Annotated in this window: 15 protein-coding genes; 14 read left to right on the forward strand and 1 reads right to left on the reverse strand. The window is 55.1% G+C overall.

Translation table 11 applies throughout. The annotated features are described in order from the left end of the window. Positions 1-9: 9 nt before the first annotated feature. The 8 genes from yajC to BWI95_RS10875 all read left to right on the forward strand — a co-directional run bounded on the left by yajC (position 10) and on the right by BWI95_RS10875 (position 8,870). A complete protein-coding gene (gene yajC, locus BWI95_RS10840) occupies positions 10-342 on the forward strand; it encodes a preprotein translocase subunit YajC (RefSeq protein ID WP_023481946.1) in 333 nt (110 codons plus the stop codon). Between the two features lie 27 nt (positions 343-369). Further along, entirely contained in the window at positions 370-2,217 is a 1,848-nt protein-coding gene (gene secD, locus BWI95_RS10845) for a protein translocase subunit SecD (protein ID WP_076769460.1), read from the forward strand. A 10-nt stretch (positions 2,218-2,227) separates the two neighbouring features. Next, the gene (secF, locus tag BWI95_RS10850) at positions 2,228-3,199 is read left to right on the forward strand and encodes a protein translocase subunit SecF (protein WP_023481942.1); all 972 of its coding nucleotides are present in this window, start codon (positions 2,228-2,230) and stop codon (positions 3,197-3,199) included. Between the two features lie 232 nt (positions 3,200-3,431). Then, positions 3,432-4,049, forward strand: coding sequence for a response regulator (locus BWI95_RS10855; RefSeq protein ID WP_232374434.1), 618 nt, complete (start codon positions 3,432-3,434; stop codon positions 4,047-4,049). A 14-nt stretch (positions 4,050-4,063) separates the two neighbouring features. Next, positions 4,064-4,783, forward strand: a complete 720-nt coding sequence (locus tag BWI95_RS10860) for a hypothetical protein (RefSeq protein WP_054804378.1) — start codon at positions 4,064-4,066, stop codon at positions 4,781-4,783. A 63-nt stretch (positions 4,784-4,846) separates the two neighbouring features. Then, positions 4,847-6,166, forward strand: coding sequence for an ATP-binding protein (locus tag BWI95_RS10865; protein WP_083699376.1), 1,320 nt, complete (start codon positions 4,847-4,849; stop codon positions 6,164-6,166). A gap of 168 nt (positions 6,167-6,334) precedes the next feature. Beyond that, positions 6,335-7,903 carry a PKD domain-containing protein gene (locus BWI95_RS10870; protein WP_054804381.1) on the forward strand — a complete coding sequence of 523 codons (1,569 nt, stop codon included), beginning with the start codon at positions 6,335-6,337 and terminating at the stop codon, positions 7,901-7,903. Positions 7,904-8,099: 196 nt separating this feature from the next. Further along, positions 8,100-8,870, forward strand: coding sequence for a lytic polysaccharide monooxygenase (locus BWI95_RS10875; protein WP_076769463.1), 771 nt, complete (start codon positions 8,100-8,102; stop codon positions 8,868-8,870). Positions 8,871-8,968: 98 nt separating this feature from the next. Here the strand turns inward: BWI95_RS10875 and BWI95_RS10880 are convergent, their stop codons facing one another. After that, a complete protein-coding gene (locus tag BWI95_RS10880) occupies positions 8,969-9,652 on the reverse strand; it encodes a LuxR C-terminal-related transcriptional regulator (RefSeq protein WP_034814117.1) in 684 nt (227 codons plus the stop codon). Positions 9,653-9,885: 233 nt separating this feature from the next. Between BWI95_RS10880 and gspG the strand changes: the two genes are divergently transcribed. Genes gspG through BWI95_RS10910 form a run of 6 tightly spaced genes read left to right on the forward strand, consistent with a single transcriptional unit; the run spans position 9,886 to position 14,772 of the window. Continuing rightward, entirely contained in the window at positions 9,886-10,308 is a 423-nt protein-coding gene (gene gspG, locus BWI95_RS10885) for a type II secretion system major pseudopilin GspG (protein WP_042712149.1), read from the forward strand. Between the two features lie 14 nt (positions 10,309-10,322). Continuing rightward, on the forward strand, positions 10,323-10,778 hold the full coding sequence (locus tag BWI95_RS10890; protein WP_232374435.1) for a transglycosylase SLT domain-containing protein: 456 nt from the start codon (positions 10,323-10,325) through the stop codon (positions 10,776-10,778). Further along, on the forward strand, positions 10,766-11,944 hold the full coding sequence (locus BWI95_RS10895; protein ID WP_083699378.1) for a type II secretion system F family protein: 1,179 nt from the start codon (positions 10,766-10,768) through the stop codon (positions 11,942-11,944). Before BWI95_RS10890 ends, BWI95_RS10895 begins: the two co-directional genes overlap by 13 nt. Further along, positions 11,944-13,581 (forward strand): GspE/PulE family protein, encoded by a 1,638-nt coding sequence (locus tag BWI95_RS10900; RefSeq protein ID WP_232374436.1) that lies wholly within the window; start codon positions 11,944-11,946, stop codon positions 13,579-13,581. Before BWI95_RS10895 ends, BWI95_RS10900 begins: the two co-directional genes overlap by 1 nt. After that, positions 13,559-14,245, forward strand: coding sequence for a hypothetical protein (locus BWI95_RS10905; RefSeq protein ID WP_128483523.1), 687 nt, complete (start codon positions 13,559-13,561; stop codon positions 14,243-14,245). Before BWI95_RS10900 ends, BWI95_RS10905 begins: the two co-directional genes overlap by 23 nt. Positions 14,246-14,247: 2 nt before the next feature. Continuing rightward, the gene (locus tag BWI95_RS10910; protein WP_076769465.1) at positions 14,248-14,772 is read left to right on the forward strand and encodes a hypothetical protein; all 525 of its coding nucleotides are present in this window, start codon (positions 14,248-14,250) and stop codon (positions 14,770-14,772) included. Positions 14,773-14,780: the final 8 nt, after the last annotated feature.

The raw sequence follows: 14,780 nt of genomic DNA on the forward strand, positions 1-14,780 counted from the left end.
GGAATTTGAATGAGCTTTTTTATTTCTGACGCGGTAGCGGCAGCAGGCGCACCGTCACAGGGCAGCCCGATGTCTCTGATCCTGATGCTGGTAGTATTTGGTCTGATTTTCTATTTCATGATCCTGCGCCCGCAGCAAAAACGTACCAAAGAGCATAAAAAGCTGATGGACTCCATCGCGAAAGGCGATGAAGTGCTGACCAACGGTGGCCTGGTTGGGCGCGTAACCAAAGTAGCGGAAACCGGCTACATTGCTATCGCACTGAACGACACCACTGAAGTGGTAATCAAACGTGACTTCGTAGCTGCCGTTCTGCCGAAAGGCACCATGAAGGCGCTGTAATTTTCGTTTTTCCCAAAGGGAACTGCCGTGTTAAACCGTTATCCTTTGTGGAAGTACATCATGCTGGTCGTCGTCCTTATCGTCGGCCTGCTTTACGCACTTCCCAACCTCTATGGTGAGGATCCGGCTGTTCAGATCTCTGGCGCGCGCGGTGTCGCCGCCAGCGAACAAACTCTGATCCAGGTCCGGAACGAACTAACAAAAGAAAAGATCAGCTGGAAATCTGTGGCGATGGAAGAGGGCACGGTACTTGCTCGCTTTGAATCGACTGACACCCAGCTGCGCGCCCGCGAAGTCCTGCTTAGCGCATTAGGCGACAAGTATGTTGTCGCGCTCAACCTCGCACCGGCAACGCCTCGCTGGCTCTCCCTCCTGAAAGCGGAACCGATGAAACTCGGCCTCGACTTGCGTGGCGGGGTTCACTTCCTGATGGAAGTGGATATGCAAACGGCACTGGGCAAATTGCAGGAACAGAATATCGACAGCCTGCGCAGCGATCTGCGGGAAAAAGGCATTCCTTACTCCACCGTGCGTAAGGAAGATAACTATGGTCTTAGCATTCAGTTCCGCGACAGCGCGGCGCGCGACCAGGCGAATACCTACCTGACCGGCCGTCATCGCGATCTCGTCTTCTCTAATCAGGGCGATAACGTGCTGCGCGTGGTGATGAGCGATGCGCGCCTGAGCGAAGCCCGTGAATATGCTGTTCAGCAGAACATCAATATCCTGCGTAACCGTGTCAACCAGCTTGGCGTTGCCGAGCCGCTGGTGCAGCGCCAGGGCGCTGACCGCATCGTGGTTGAACTGCCGGGTATTCAGGATACGGCGCGCGCGAAAGAGATCCTTGGCGCGACCGCAACGCTTGAGTTCCGTCTGGTTAACACCAATGTCGACGCTTCCGCTGCGGCAAATGGTCGTATTCCGGGCGATTCCGAAGTGAAAGAGACACGTGATGGGCGGCCAGTTGTGCTCTACAAACGCGTGATTCTCACCGGCGACCACATTACCGACTCAACCTCCAGTATGGATGAGTACAACGTGCCGCAGGTGAACATTTCACTGGATAGCGCGGGCGGTAACATCATGTCTAACTTCACCAAGGACAACATCAATAAACCGATGGCGACCCTGTTTGTGGAGTATAAAGACAGCGGTAAAAAAGATGCCAATGGTCGTTCGGTACTGGTGAAGCAGGAAGAGGTGATCAACATCGCCAATATCCAGTCTCGCCTTGGTAACAGCTTCCGTATTACCGGTATCGAAAACGCCAATGAAGCACGTCAGCTTTCACTGCTGCTGCGCGCGGGTGCGTTGATTGCGCCGATTCAGATCGTGGAAGAGCGTACCATCGGTCCAACCCTTGGGGCGCAGAACATCACTCAGGGTCTGGAAGCGTGTCTGGCTGGTCTGGCGGTGTCGATCATCTTCATGCTCTTCTTCTATAAGAAGTTTGGCCTGATCGCGACCTCGGCGCTGCTGGCGAACCTGGTGCTGATTGTCGGCATTATGTCCCTGTTGCCGGGTGCAACGCTGACCATGCCGGGGATTGCGGGGATCGTGCTAACCCTTGCGGTAGCGGTGGATGCTAACGTACTGATAAACGAACGTATTAAAGAAGAGCTGAGCAACGGGCGATCCGTACAGCAGGCGATTCACGAAGGTTATCAGGGCGCGTTCTCGTCCATTTTCGATGCCAACATCACCACGTTGATCAAAGTGCTTATCCTTTACGCGGTCGGTACTGGCTCAATCAAAGGCTTTGCAATCACCACCGGTATCGGTGTGGCGACGTCCATGTTCACCGCTATTGTCGGTACCCGTGCCATCGTCAACCTGTTGTACGGCGGCAAACGCATTAACAAGCTGTCTATCTGAGGAGTGCGTTGTGGCACAGGATTATACTGTTGAACAATTGAACCATGGCCGTAAAGTCTGGGACTTTATGCGCTGGGACAACTGGGCTTTTATCATTTCCGGCGCGCTGCTGATCCTCTCCATCGTTGTGATGGGTGTTCGCGGCTTTAACTGGGGCCTGGATTTTACCGGCGGTACGGTCATCGAAATCTCGCTGGAAAAACCGGCGGATATGGACGTGATGCGCGAAGCGCTGGAGAAAGCGGGTTTCCAGGATCCACTGTTGCAGAACTTCGGTAGCAGCCGTGACATCATGGTACGCATGCCGCCTGCGCAGAGCGATAACGGCGGGCAGCTGCTGGGCAGCAAAGTGGTTAGCGTGATCAATGAAGCGACCAGCCAGAATGCCGCCGTGAAGCGTATTGAGTTCGTCGGCCCGAGCGTGGGCGCGGATCTGGCACAAACCGGCGGCATGGCGCTGCTGGTGGCGCTGATCAGCATCCTTGTCTATGTCGGTTTCCGTTTTGAATGGCGTCTGGCGGCGGGCGTGGTTATTGCGCTGGCGCACGACGTCATCATTACCATGGGCGTGCTGTCGCTGTTCCAGATCGAGGTTGATCTGACCATCGTGGCCTCGCTGATGTCGGTGATCGGTTACTCGCTCAACGACAGTATCGTGGTATCGGACCGTATCCGTGAGAACTTCCGTAAGATCCGTCGCGGTACGCCGTATGAGATCTTCAACATCTCACTGACGCAGACGCTGCATCGTACCTTGATCACCTCCGGCACAACGCTGGTGGTGATCCTGATGCTCTATCTCTTCGGTGGCGCGATGCTGAAAGGCTTCTCGCTGACGATGCTGATCGGTGTCTCTATCGGTACGGCCTCTTCTATCTATGTTGCTTCAGCGCTGGCGCTGAAACTTGGGATGAAGCGCGAGCATCTCCTGCAGCAGAAAGTGGAAAAAGAGGGGGCGGATCAGCCCTCGATTCTGCCGTAACAAACGAGCAATAATAAAAAACCGCAGCGTAACGTTGCGGTTTTTTTTGCCTGAAATATACGTAGTGTTTATTGGTTAATTATTTTTATTTGTTATATGTATTATCTCTGCAAATTTATTCACTTTTCTTGCGTTATTGCTAATAAATATTCACCCTCCACCGGGAGGTTTTTGCTAGAGTAGCCGCCACTTTCGTAACGACGATGCCACCTCAACATCCTTAAGCATGGTAATGGAAAAAAAGATCCTGATAGCAGACGATCACCCCATCTATTTAATGGGACTGCGCGCATTACTCTCACCGCTTGCCGGGCAATATCACATTGTTGACGAAGCGCTCACCACTGATGACGTAATAAACAAACTCGAACGTGATGATATCGATATTCTGATTACCGATTTCAGTATGCCGGGGGATAAATATAACGATGGGCTTGCGCTTATTCAGCTAATAAAGCGGCGCTGGCCCGCACTGGTGATTATTGTGGTGACAATGATCAACAACCCTGGAATTGAGCGCGCGTTACGGCAACTCGGCGTACACGGCGTGCTCAGCAAAGCGGGTCTTTCAACGGAGCTGGTACATTTTATCAAAGGGCTTACCGGCGCGTTTGCATCCAGCAAACCCTCCGCCGACGCACCGGCCTTGAGCTGCATCAGCCTGACGCCAAAAGAGAGTGAAGTGCTGCGTCTGCTGCTGCGCGGCTTAACGGTGAGCGATATCAGCACCCGCCTTAACCGCACCAAACAGACCGTCAGCGCACAAAAAAAGAGCGCGATGCGTAAGCTCGGCGTCACCTCCGAATATGAGCTCTATCAACAGCTGCAACAGCTTGGGCTGGTCAGCTGATTACCGACAGAAAGATGAAGAAGCCAGCAAACCTGCTCGTCACTTTTGACCCGTCGCAACAGCAGCGTTTAACGCAGGAGTGCAAGCAAGGTGTTCTTAATAAGATCGATGTCATTGAGGGTGAATCTGCCATTTGCGCGCTGCGCTCCCGGCACTGGAACGCCTTACTCATTGATTTAACCCATCACCCCACTCCGGGCCTGATGCTTATCGACAGGGTGCTGGCGGCCGGGCTGACCGGCACCTTCGCTCCGCCGCCGCTGTTGCTAGCCTGCAGCGCGACCCCGGAAACCTTAAATAGCTCTCTGCTGCGTCTTAACGGTTTTGACAGGCTGCTTCCTTTACCGATAACTGAAACCTTGCCCAGGAGCGCGCCACAGGTGCTGACCCTCAGCGAGTTAAACGCGCTGGCAGGCGGGCAGCAGGCGGTGGTTGACGCGATGATGCCGGTACTTATTCAGACACTTAATGACGACATCCAGCACCTTGCCAGCCTGCCTGCGCAGGCGCCGTTCACGGCAATCGCTGAGATCGCCCACCGTATGAAATCCTCCTGGTATCTGCTGGGCATGAGCCACGCCAGACGAAGCTGCATCATTATGGAGCGCCTGCCCGCGCTGCTGGATAACGGGGTCATAAGCGCGCAGGAGAGCGAAAAGATGCGCATCAATTTTATTTCCGTGCTGTTTGCGTCGCTTCGTCAATGTAAGGGGCTGTTACCCGCGCAACCTTAATGTGGTGCCGACGGTTAAACAGCTCTCCCTGTTGTTAATGGTGACCTGTTTAACGCGGAGCAGATGATGCGCAGCACTTCTCGTTATCGCCTCTTATGGCTTGCTTATATGCCGGGGCTTTTTAGCTTCTCCCTGCCAGCATGTGCCGCCACCTCTGCGCGCGGGCACTATGCGGGTTTACTGAGCACCCTTTTTATCGGCGTGCTGCTGCTGGTTTGCGGGCTGGCACTGCGCATCCGCAGGCGTAACCAGAGTGTGGCCTCAACGCTTGCGAAAACTCACTTCCTCGCCATGGTGAGCCATGAAATCCGCACGCCGCTCAATGCGATTCTGGGCATTCTCGAGCTACAAATTAAACAGAATGCGCAGACGCAACATGCCCAGCCGATGCTGGAGGTGGCGCACGGCGCGGCAAAAGATCTACTGGCGTTAGTCGGTGATGTGCTTGATATGTCGCGCATCGAGTCGGGTCATATGCCCCTTCAACCCTCTGCGCAGGAGTTAGTTAGCCTGACCCGCGCCGTGGTGCTGCTCTTTGAAGAGGCGAGCGAGCAGAAGCAACTTGCTCTCCGGTTTTCGGTTGTGGGCGGCGAGCGCTGTCCGGTGCTGATTGACCCCTGGCGCTACAAGCAGATCCTCTCCAACCTGGTGAGTAACGCCATTAAATTTACCCGTGAAGGGGAGATCCGCATTACGCTCTCCCACCAGATAAGGGATGCACAGCGGGTTGCGGTTTCGCTGAGCGTCACCGATACCGGGCCGGGCATTGCGCCAGAGCACCAGGCGCGGCTTTTTACCCCTTTTGCACAGTTCGGCCCCGATGAGGATGGTGCACGAAACGGTTCAGGCCTGGGCCTCGCCATCTGCCGGGCGTTGTGCGAGTTAATGGCGGGGAAACTGACCCTAAACAGCACGCCAGGCAAAGGCACCTGCGTCACCCTGCACCTCACGTTACCGCCGTCACAGGACCCTTATCCGGCGCAGCGAAGCCTGCCCGATATACCGGTTTCGACCGCCACGGGCAGGCGGGTGATGATTGTTGATGACTACCGGCCAAACCTGCTGCTGCTGCGCCACCAGCTTGAACTGCTCGGCCATCAGGTAATCGAAGCGCAAAGCGGAGAAGAGGCGCTGGCAAAGTGGCATGCCCATAAACCGTTTGATTACATTCTGATGGACTGCAATATGCCGCTGATGGATGGCTTTCAGCTTGCGAAAGCTATTCGTCTTCAGGAGCAGCAGCAGGCTATTACCCGTGCGACGCTGTTGGGTTTTACCGCTATTGCCCAGCAAGAGATTATTGAGCAGTGCCAGAACGCAGGAATGGATGGCTGTTTATTTAAACCCTGCAGCCAGCAGGATATTGCACAATGGATAATATAAACGCGGTGCTTATTGGCGAGTGAAAAATAGCATCGATTGTTGCCAGGAATTTTCCTTGTTAATACCTCTCGCTTCTCAATCCGGAAAAGAGGGCGCTAATAGGATTATTAATGGCCGGGATTAAGATGGAGGACAGAATAATTACTTAACCTGTAACAGGAGGTTACATTGAAAAAGCTCTCTTTAGCTGCCTTGATTGGCTCGGTATTACTGACGCAATCTGTGTTAGCGGCTGAAAATAACCGCATCATGAGTTACCTGACATCCTGGGGTCTTCCACAGGACGCCGCGACCCAGTTAGAGAAGTCCAATGTTGATACTTTCTTCCTCTCTTTTGGCGGCTGGAATCAGAATGGTGAGATCTCCTCTTCTGACAACATCATTAAACCTGCTGAATACGACCCATATTGGCTCTCTCCTTCCTACACCTCCTGGACGCAGACCAAGCTGGCTGCGCCCTCTAAACGTATGCTGGTGGCTTTCGGGGGGGAGACCTATGAAAGAATGTGGGGCTATATTGCCGATGCCGCGAGCCGCGAAAAGATTGCACAGGGGCTGGTTAAACTGCTGAAAACTGACTTCCCGGTTTACAAAAAGGATATGAAGCCGGAAGAGATGGTAGGCGGCTGTTTAAGCGCCAACTGGGATAAAACCTGCAATATGGCGAGTTTCCAGAAAGCAGGCACGGTTCAACTGGACGGCATCGATTTCGACTATGAAAAAGTGGCCCGCCTGACGCCGCAGGAGAACCAAAACCTGCTGATCCTCGCAAAACGCGTTAAGTCGCTGCTCGGGCCGAACAGCGGTAAAGTGCTGAGCCTGACTACCTATCACGTCGGGGCCGATCCTGAATCCTGCGCCAGCCCATCGGTGATGGAAAACTGCTCGTTTATTGAGGATGCCCGTTCGGCGCATCACGGCGAAGTGCTGGGGCTGCTCACCGCCGGGCGCGATGTGTTCGACTTCTTTAATGTCATGACCTATGACGCCGGTCCGCGTTTCCGCTATGACGTCGCGATGGCCAACTACGCGCGTGCAGTGGGCGACAAGAAGAAGATTATTCTCGGCAATACCATCAACTCCCAGTGGGGGCCGGAAGGCCGCTATGTTGAATCCAAAGAGAATAACCTGACGCGTGCGGCCTGGCAGGCAGAGCAGGGTTACGGCGGCGTCTTCGTTTGGGCGCTTGGCTCCAATAATGTTCAGCTCAGTTTCCCGGACCAGGTGAGCTACCTTAATGAGATGAAACAGGCGGCGGGCGGCGACGTACCGCAGGTGGAGAATCATATCCCCGTGGCGAACGCCGTTTATCCGCAAACGGTGACCGGCGCCGCAACCGTGGTGCTTGATGGCTCGGCATCAACAGATCCAGAGGGTGCAGCGCTTAGCTGGAGCTGGACGCAGGTTTCTGGCCCGCATGTGACGCTGACTAATGCTAACCAGCAGAAAGCGAGCTTTACGCTCAATGCGCCGGATCAGGAGAGCACGCTGGTCTTCAATCTTACGGTGAACGATGGCGTGCATGACTCCCTGCCGTTGACGTTGACCATTAAGCACGTTCCGGAGGAGGGCAGCGTCACTATCCCGGATAATCCCGTCGCTGCTGACGAGTGGCAGAGCGATAAGATTTATGTCGGCGGCGATAAAGCCTCGTGGAAAGGGCTGGAGTATAAAGCACGCTGGTGGACACGTGGTAATGAGCCAGGCACGAATGAAGTGTGGCAGGTAGTTGAGTAAGTTCTAGTTGAGTTAATCTTTTTGATGTTTTGGCCGCAATATTTTTATTGCGGCCTTTTTTATTTATCCCGGCTGGGAATTTTCCTCGCTTTATTACGTTGCCTCTGAAGGGATAAAAGAAGGTTGATATTACTGCCGGGGTGATAAGCCATTAATTTAGCGCTGTGGATTTATTTCGCTAATAAACGGAGTACGTATGAATTATTCGAAATTAGGCCTGGCGGTTATTACATTATGCATGGCAGGCGGTGCGCTGGCGCATGGCTATGTCTCTCTCCCGGCGTCACGCGCCTATATGTGCAATGCCAATATGGGTTACCAAAATAAAGAGTGCGGCAGCGGTCCGCTGTATGAGATGCAGAGCGTTGAGGGGCCTGATGGCTTTCCCGCAGCGAATCAAGGGCCTGCGGATGGACATCTCGCCAGCGCGGGGTTAGCGTCAATGGGCCGGCTGGATGAGCAGAGTGAAATGCGTTGGGCGAAACACCCCATCAGCGCAGGGAAACATGCCTTCACATGGACCTATACCGCGCCACATAAAACCAAATCGTGGGACTACTACCTGACGAAAAGCGACTGGGATCCCGCGCAGCCGCTGACGCGTGCCTCCTTTGAGACAGAACCTTTTTGTCACATCGAAGGGAAAAACATTCAGCCCAGCACCGGCCCGGACTTGCCTCATGAGTGTACGGTGCCTGAACGGCAGGGCTACCATGTGATCCTCGCCGCCTGGGACGTTGCCGACACGGGCGCGACCTTTTACAACGTGATTGACGTTGATTTCGGCGGCCATAACACCCCTGCGCCGGATGACGATCCGCAGAGCGATCTCCCGGCACAGTGGCATAACGACACCATCTACGTTAGCGGCGACCGGGTGACGTGGGACGGGAAAGCGTACCAGGCGCGCTGGTGGACGCGCGGCAACCAGCCGGGCGAGCATGAAGTCTGGAGCGAAGTGAAATAAGGCGCGGAAGAAAAAACAAGGTCATACAGCAAAGTGGATGGCCTTGTTTTATTACGCTGGCGCAGTGGCGGTGTTAAGTGAAATGGCTGGCCTTGCGGTTACATCGCGATATCAAACATCCGCGTCTGGAACAGCAGGCAGTAAAGCTGACAGTCGGTTCGCACGTTCAGTTTCGCCATTGCCCGCAGCTTATGCGCGCTCACCGTTTTAATGCTGATATTCATACGCCTGGAGATGGTGGTTAATGAGAGACCACGGCATAGCAGGCGCAGTACTTCACTTTCGCGCGTTGAAAGCTCCTGCGGCGTGATGGCATCGCGGCGGAAAAGGGAGTCCATTAAGCCGCGCTCAATATAGACTTCATCCATTAAGACAGTGGCCATGGCGCGCCATAATGTGCGCTCACTGGTATTGCGGCTGATATACCCTTTGGCGCCGGCTTCGAGGGCAATTCGAATAAGATTGGTGTTGTTATACGGAGATAAGAAGATGATTTTTGTTTTGGGATAGCGGCCTGAAATCCATTTTACCAGCGCGATGCCATCTAATTCTGATAAGGGGCTTCCGGTTTTTATTGTGGTCAATCCGTAGCCGAGGAAAAGAAGATCAACTTGTTTATTTGCGAGAATATTTAGCAGTTCTGTTTGTTCATGTGTGTCGCCGACAACCTCTATATCTAATCTCTCTGTGTTGATATTACTGGCCTTCAGAGAGTTAATCATCGAGGTCATCCCCCGGCGTATTATCGTATGCTCATCGGCAATCAATATATTAATTGGCATTAATTATCCTCCCAACGTCCTGTAGGAATGAAGAGTACAAAAGCACCATACGGCGTTCCTGACGTTATTTCTATCTGACCAGTAAGAAAAATCAGCGGCCTTTTACGGAAAAGAGATTTCCGCGCGCGGGTAGAGCATTCTTTAATGCCGCGGGAGCAATCAGCTTTCGTCTCTGTTGCATCGGGGGAGAATAGCCACGGTAAACGGCAATTCTTTGAGTGAGCAAGTGAATCATGAATTATCAACAACGCCTTAGGATTAATCAGCAGCAGGGTTTTACACTGCTTGAGCTGCTGGTGGTATTAATGATCATTGCGCTGCTGGCCGGCTTTGTTGGCCCGAAATTATTTTCCAATGTTGATCAGGCAAAAGAAAAAACCGCGTTACGCCAGATGCACGCCTTTGCGGATGCATTAACGCAATATCGGCTGGATACCGGCAGTTATCCTTCAGAGTCTGAAGGGTTAAATGTGCTGGTTGAGAAGCCCGATAACGTCAATAACTGGAACGGCCCCTATCTGGCGCAAAAAATTCCTCATGATCCGTGGGGCAAAGAGTATCAGTGGCATAACCCGAGTCGACAATCGCAAAGCGTATACGAAGTGGATATTTCTACCACTGATAATAATGGCAAGGCCATTGTTTACGGCTTCTGATAATGATTCGGCTAATGCTGGTACTCATTCTGCTGGCGGGGCATAGCGCTGAAGCCCATTGCTGGCAACGTGCAGGCGCGCGTTACGGTATTGAGCCGGCATTATTAAAAGCGATCGCTGTGGTTGAATCGGGATTATCAGCAACGGTGGTGCATAAAAATCGTAATGGCTCCACGGATGTCGGCTTAATGCAGATCAACAGCCAGCATTTTGCGCAGCTCAAGCAATATCACATCACCGCACGCTCGCTTATTACTAACCCTTGCCAAAACGTAATAACGGGTGCCTGGGTGCTGGCCGGGCAAATTCGCCAGTTTGGTTATAACTGGGAAGCGGTGGGTGCCTATAACGCCGGGAATGCCCGTAACAGGAAAACGCATTTAGCACGCCTGCGCTATAGCCAAAAAGTGGCGCGTATTTATCAGGGGCTGAAAAGTAACGATAAGGAGTTCGCGGCATGGGAAAAATGAGCACCTGGGAAGTGACCTATTTAGAAAAGGGTAAACGCAAAAAAATCCGCACCCAGGCCGATACGCCCATTTCAGCCAGACACCAGTTACAACAGGCAGGCTATGTGGTGCTGCGCGTGGCACAACAGGTGCAGCACCCGGCAAAGCGCGTCTCGCTGACGCTCTTTACGCAGGAGCTGATGGCGCTGCTGGATGCCGGGCTGGTGGTAACCGAAGCGATTGAGACACTCTGCGCCTGCTCAAGCGATGAACAGGCGCTGGAGATGCTGGAGGGGCTGCTGGAGAAGCTCTACGCCGGGAGTCAGTTATCGCAGGCGATGGCCGCCCAGCCCGATATTTTTCCGCCGCTATTAGTTAATACCGTCGCCTCTTCTGAACAAACTGGCCAGTTGGCCAACGCCCTGAAACGCTACCACTTCTATGAACAGCGCCTTGAGCAGTTGCGTAAGCGCATTCGCGGTACCTTAACCTACCCGCTGATTGTGCTGACGGTTGGCGGGCTGATTGTCTGTTTCCTGCTGGGTTTTATCGTGCCCAGCTTTTCACAGGTGTTTGAAGGGGTGAACACCCTCAGCCGCAGCGCCGAGCTGATTTTGTGGTGGGGACAGTTGGTTAAGCAGTCGGGGCCGGAGCTGTTAATGGGCACTATCGCCACCATCGGCGCGCTGATCGTGGTGTGTAAACAGAGCTTGACCAAACAGCTACTGATGCGAGGCGCGATGAAAATCCCCCAGCTGCGCCAGCAGCAGTTTCTCACCATTCTGGTGCGTTTCTATCGCACCCTCGGCCTGCTGCTTGATGGCGGTGTACCGGTTACCCACGCGTTACGCCTTGCGCAATCGGTGATCCCGGTCAGCCATCACTCCCAGCTCAACACCGTGGTGGAGCATGTGATGGCGGGTAAGAGCGTTTCGGAGTCGCTGGAGAGCCAGCATTTAACCACCCCGGTGGCGATGCGTTTACTGCAAGTGGGCGAGCGCAGCGGGGAGTTAGCCGGTATGTGCGAACGCATTGCGGGCTTTTATGACGAGGCGCTGGAGCGCGCGATCGACACCTTCACCCGCATTTTTGAGCCGTTACTGATGATGATCGTCGGCGGTATCGTCGGGCTGGTGGTGTTTCTCCTCTATATGCCCATTTTTGAGATGGCCGGGAGTATGTCCTGATGATGTCGCAGCCGGAAGTTTCCACCCTGATTGATGGCCTGCTGGCGGTTGATGAAGCCCAGCGCAGCGAGGCGTTTGAGAAGCTGATTGACGCCGAGCCCACCGCGCTGCCCGAGCTTGCCGCGGCACTCGGCATCGCGCTCTTTGCCCCGGAGGCGGAGGAAGAGGTTACCGTCGATTTTCAGCATATTCCCCTCAATGACGCGCTGGCGATGCATGTCCTTCCGGTGTGCTGGCGCGATCGCCAGTGGTTGCTGCTGAGCGATCCCTTTTCGCTGGCGCTACGCCAGTGGGCGCAGCGGCTGCCGGTTACGCTTGCCATTGCCTCGCCCGGCTGGTTACGCGAGCAGCTTGAGGCGCTGACCCGCCAGCAGCGCACCCTCGATCAGCTCGAACAGCAGGCAAATGAAGAGGGCGAAGATGAGGTGATCCTTGAGATCACCCCCGGCAATATCGCCAGTGAAAGCAACCCGATCATTAAGCTGGTTAACGCCACGCTCTATGATGCGATCCAGAGTCGCGCCAGCGATATCCACCTTAGCGCCGCGCCGGACGGCCTGGCGGTCAAATACCGCGTTGATGGCGTTATCCACGCTATTCGTCACTGCCCTGGTATTCAGGCGTCCGGTCAGATTATTTCGCGCATTAAAGTGCTGAGCAGCATGGATATTTCGGAGCGCCGCATTCCCCAGGATGGCCGCTTCAAGGCAATGATCCACCAGCGACCGGTCGATTTTCGTGTCTCGGTGGTGCCGGGTATCCATGGCGAAGATGCCGTGTTGCGCGTGCTCGACAAGTCTCACAGCAGCACCCTGAGCCTGGAGACGCTCGGTTTTGACGACCATACGCTGCGCGAAATCCGCCTGTTAACTCACCAGCCGCACGGCATGGTGCTGGTCACCGGGCCGACCGGTAGCGGCAAATCGACCACCCTTTACGCGGCGCTGAGCGAGCTGAACACCGGCGACAATAAGATCATCACCATTGAAGATCCGGTTGAGTATCAGCTTAACGATGTGCTGCAAATTCCCGTCAATGACAAAAAAGGGCTGACCTTTGCCCGCGGCCTGCGCGCTATTTTGCGCCACGATCCTGACACCATTCTGGTTGGTGAGATCCGCGACAGCGAAACCGCCGGTATCGCCGTGCAGGCTGCGCTTACTGGTCACCTGGTGCTCTCCTCCGTCCACGCCAATGATGTCTTCAGCGTGCTGGAGCGTTTTCTCTATATGAACGTCGATGCCAATAGCCTGCTCTCCGCGCTGCGCGGCGTGCTGGCGCAGCGGCTGGTGCGTGGCATCTGCCCGCAGTGCCTGGAGGAGACGCAGCCGAGCGAGCAGGATCTTCATCAGTGGCAGCAGAGCGCGCTCCATACGCTGACGCCGGTGTGGCGTAAAGGGCGCGGCTGCCCGGCCTGCCGACAGAGCGGGTTTCGTGGCCGGCTGGCGCTGGCGGAAGTTTTGCCGTTCAGCGACAGGATGAAAGAGGCGCTCCAGATGCGCGCCTCGGTGCGCCAGATGCGCGAAATCGCTTTAGCAGAAGGCTTTGTCCCGCTGCATAACGTTGCCATTCGCGCGGTGCTGGAGGGCAAAACCACTTTTTCGGAGATCAACCGTGTTATCACTCCTCCCGCCTGAGTTGCAGTGCGACATTCATCCGCAGCGGCTGGTGCTGCGCCGGGGCAACCGGGTGCTTGGCGAACAGGCGTTAAACGCACAGACCGCGCTGGATGAGGCGCTCGACCAGCTGTTAAGCGCCCACACCTCAGGATTGCCCTGGTGGGGAAAGCTCAGCTTCTGCCTGAGCAGCAGCCGGATTCATTACTTTACCGTGCCCTGGCAGCCAGGGCTGAGTACGCCGGAGGAGTTACGCAGCTTCGCCGCCACCGAGGCCGCCAGGCAACCCTTCTGGCGCCATGTGCTGGCGTGTAAAACCGCCTTTATCTCGGTGCAGTTCGGCGCAACGGCGCTGGCGGCGGCCATTGATGAAGCACTCTGGCAGGCCTTACTGCTCACCGCCCGTAAATGGAAACTGCGTGTGGGCGGTATTCATGTCGCGCTGCACCAAAAGCTTCGCGCCTGGCGCGGCGCACTGCCCGCCGATGCGCTCTTCTGTCTGCGTGATGAGCAGTCGACGATCTTTGTCTCGCGCCAGCGCGGGCAGTGGCAGCAGGCGTGGTGTCTGCACAATGACGCGGGCGTGAGCGCGCAGCAGCAGGTCGCTCAGACCGCGCGGCTGATGGGGCTGGACGCTGGCATTCCGCACTACTTTCTCAACAACATTGATGCACCGGGGGAGTAAGGATGTTTTCCATATCGGCTTTTAAAGAGTGGGCCGCTCCCTGTTTTCACTATCGTCCCCGCGCCGCCTGGCCGGTAATGGGTGTCGTGCTGCTGCTGACCGGCGGGCTGCTGCTGGCGAGTATGAAGGATTATCAACGGCGCGACGCGCTACAGCGCCAGCATCAACACCTGCTCGAGACGGTGGCGAAGCGGGATGAAATTGTTCGTGGCCTGTCGGCACGCATGAAAAAACATCAGCCGGATGCGCGAGCCGCCATGCAGGTGGTGGCGATGCTGAACCCGCTGGCGAAATTACTCCTGCCCGATGTGGCGATCATGAACGTCAGCGTTGAGCCTGAGAAAAAAGTGGTTCGGCTGCAGGTCAAAGCGATGTCGCTTGAGGCGCTGCTCGATTTCAGCACCCGACTGGAGGCGATCCCGGCGCGTGTTGAGCTGCAACACCACACGCCGTCAAAGGAGCTTAGCCAGAAATGGGCGGTCAACGCCACGCTGATAGTCATCTATCCCAATAACCCCCGGCTCTGAGTGAACTT

This window comes from Kosakonia cowanii JCM 10956 = DSM 18146 (assembly GCF_001975225.1).
In the GTDB taxonomy this organism is placed as follows: Bacteria; Pseudomonadota; Gammaproteobacteria; order Enterobacterales; family Enterobacteriaceae; genus Kosakonia; species Kosakonia cowanii.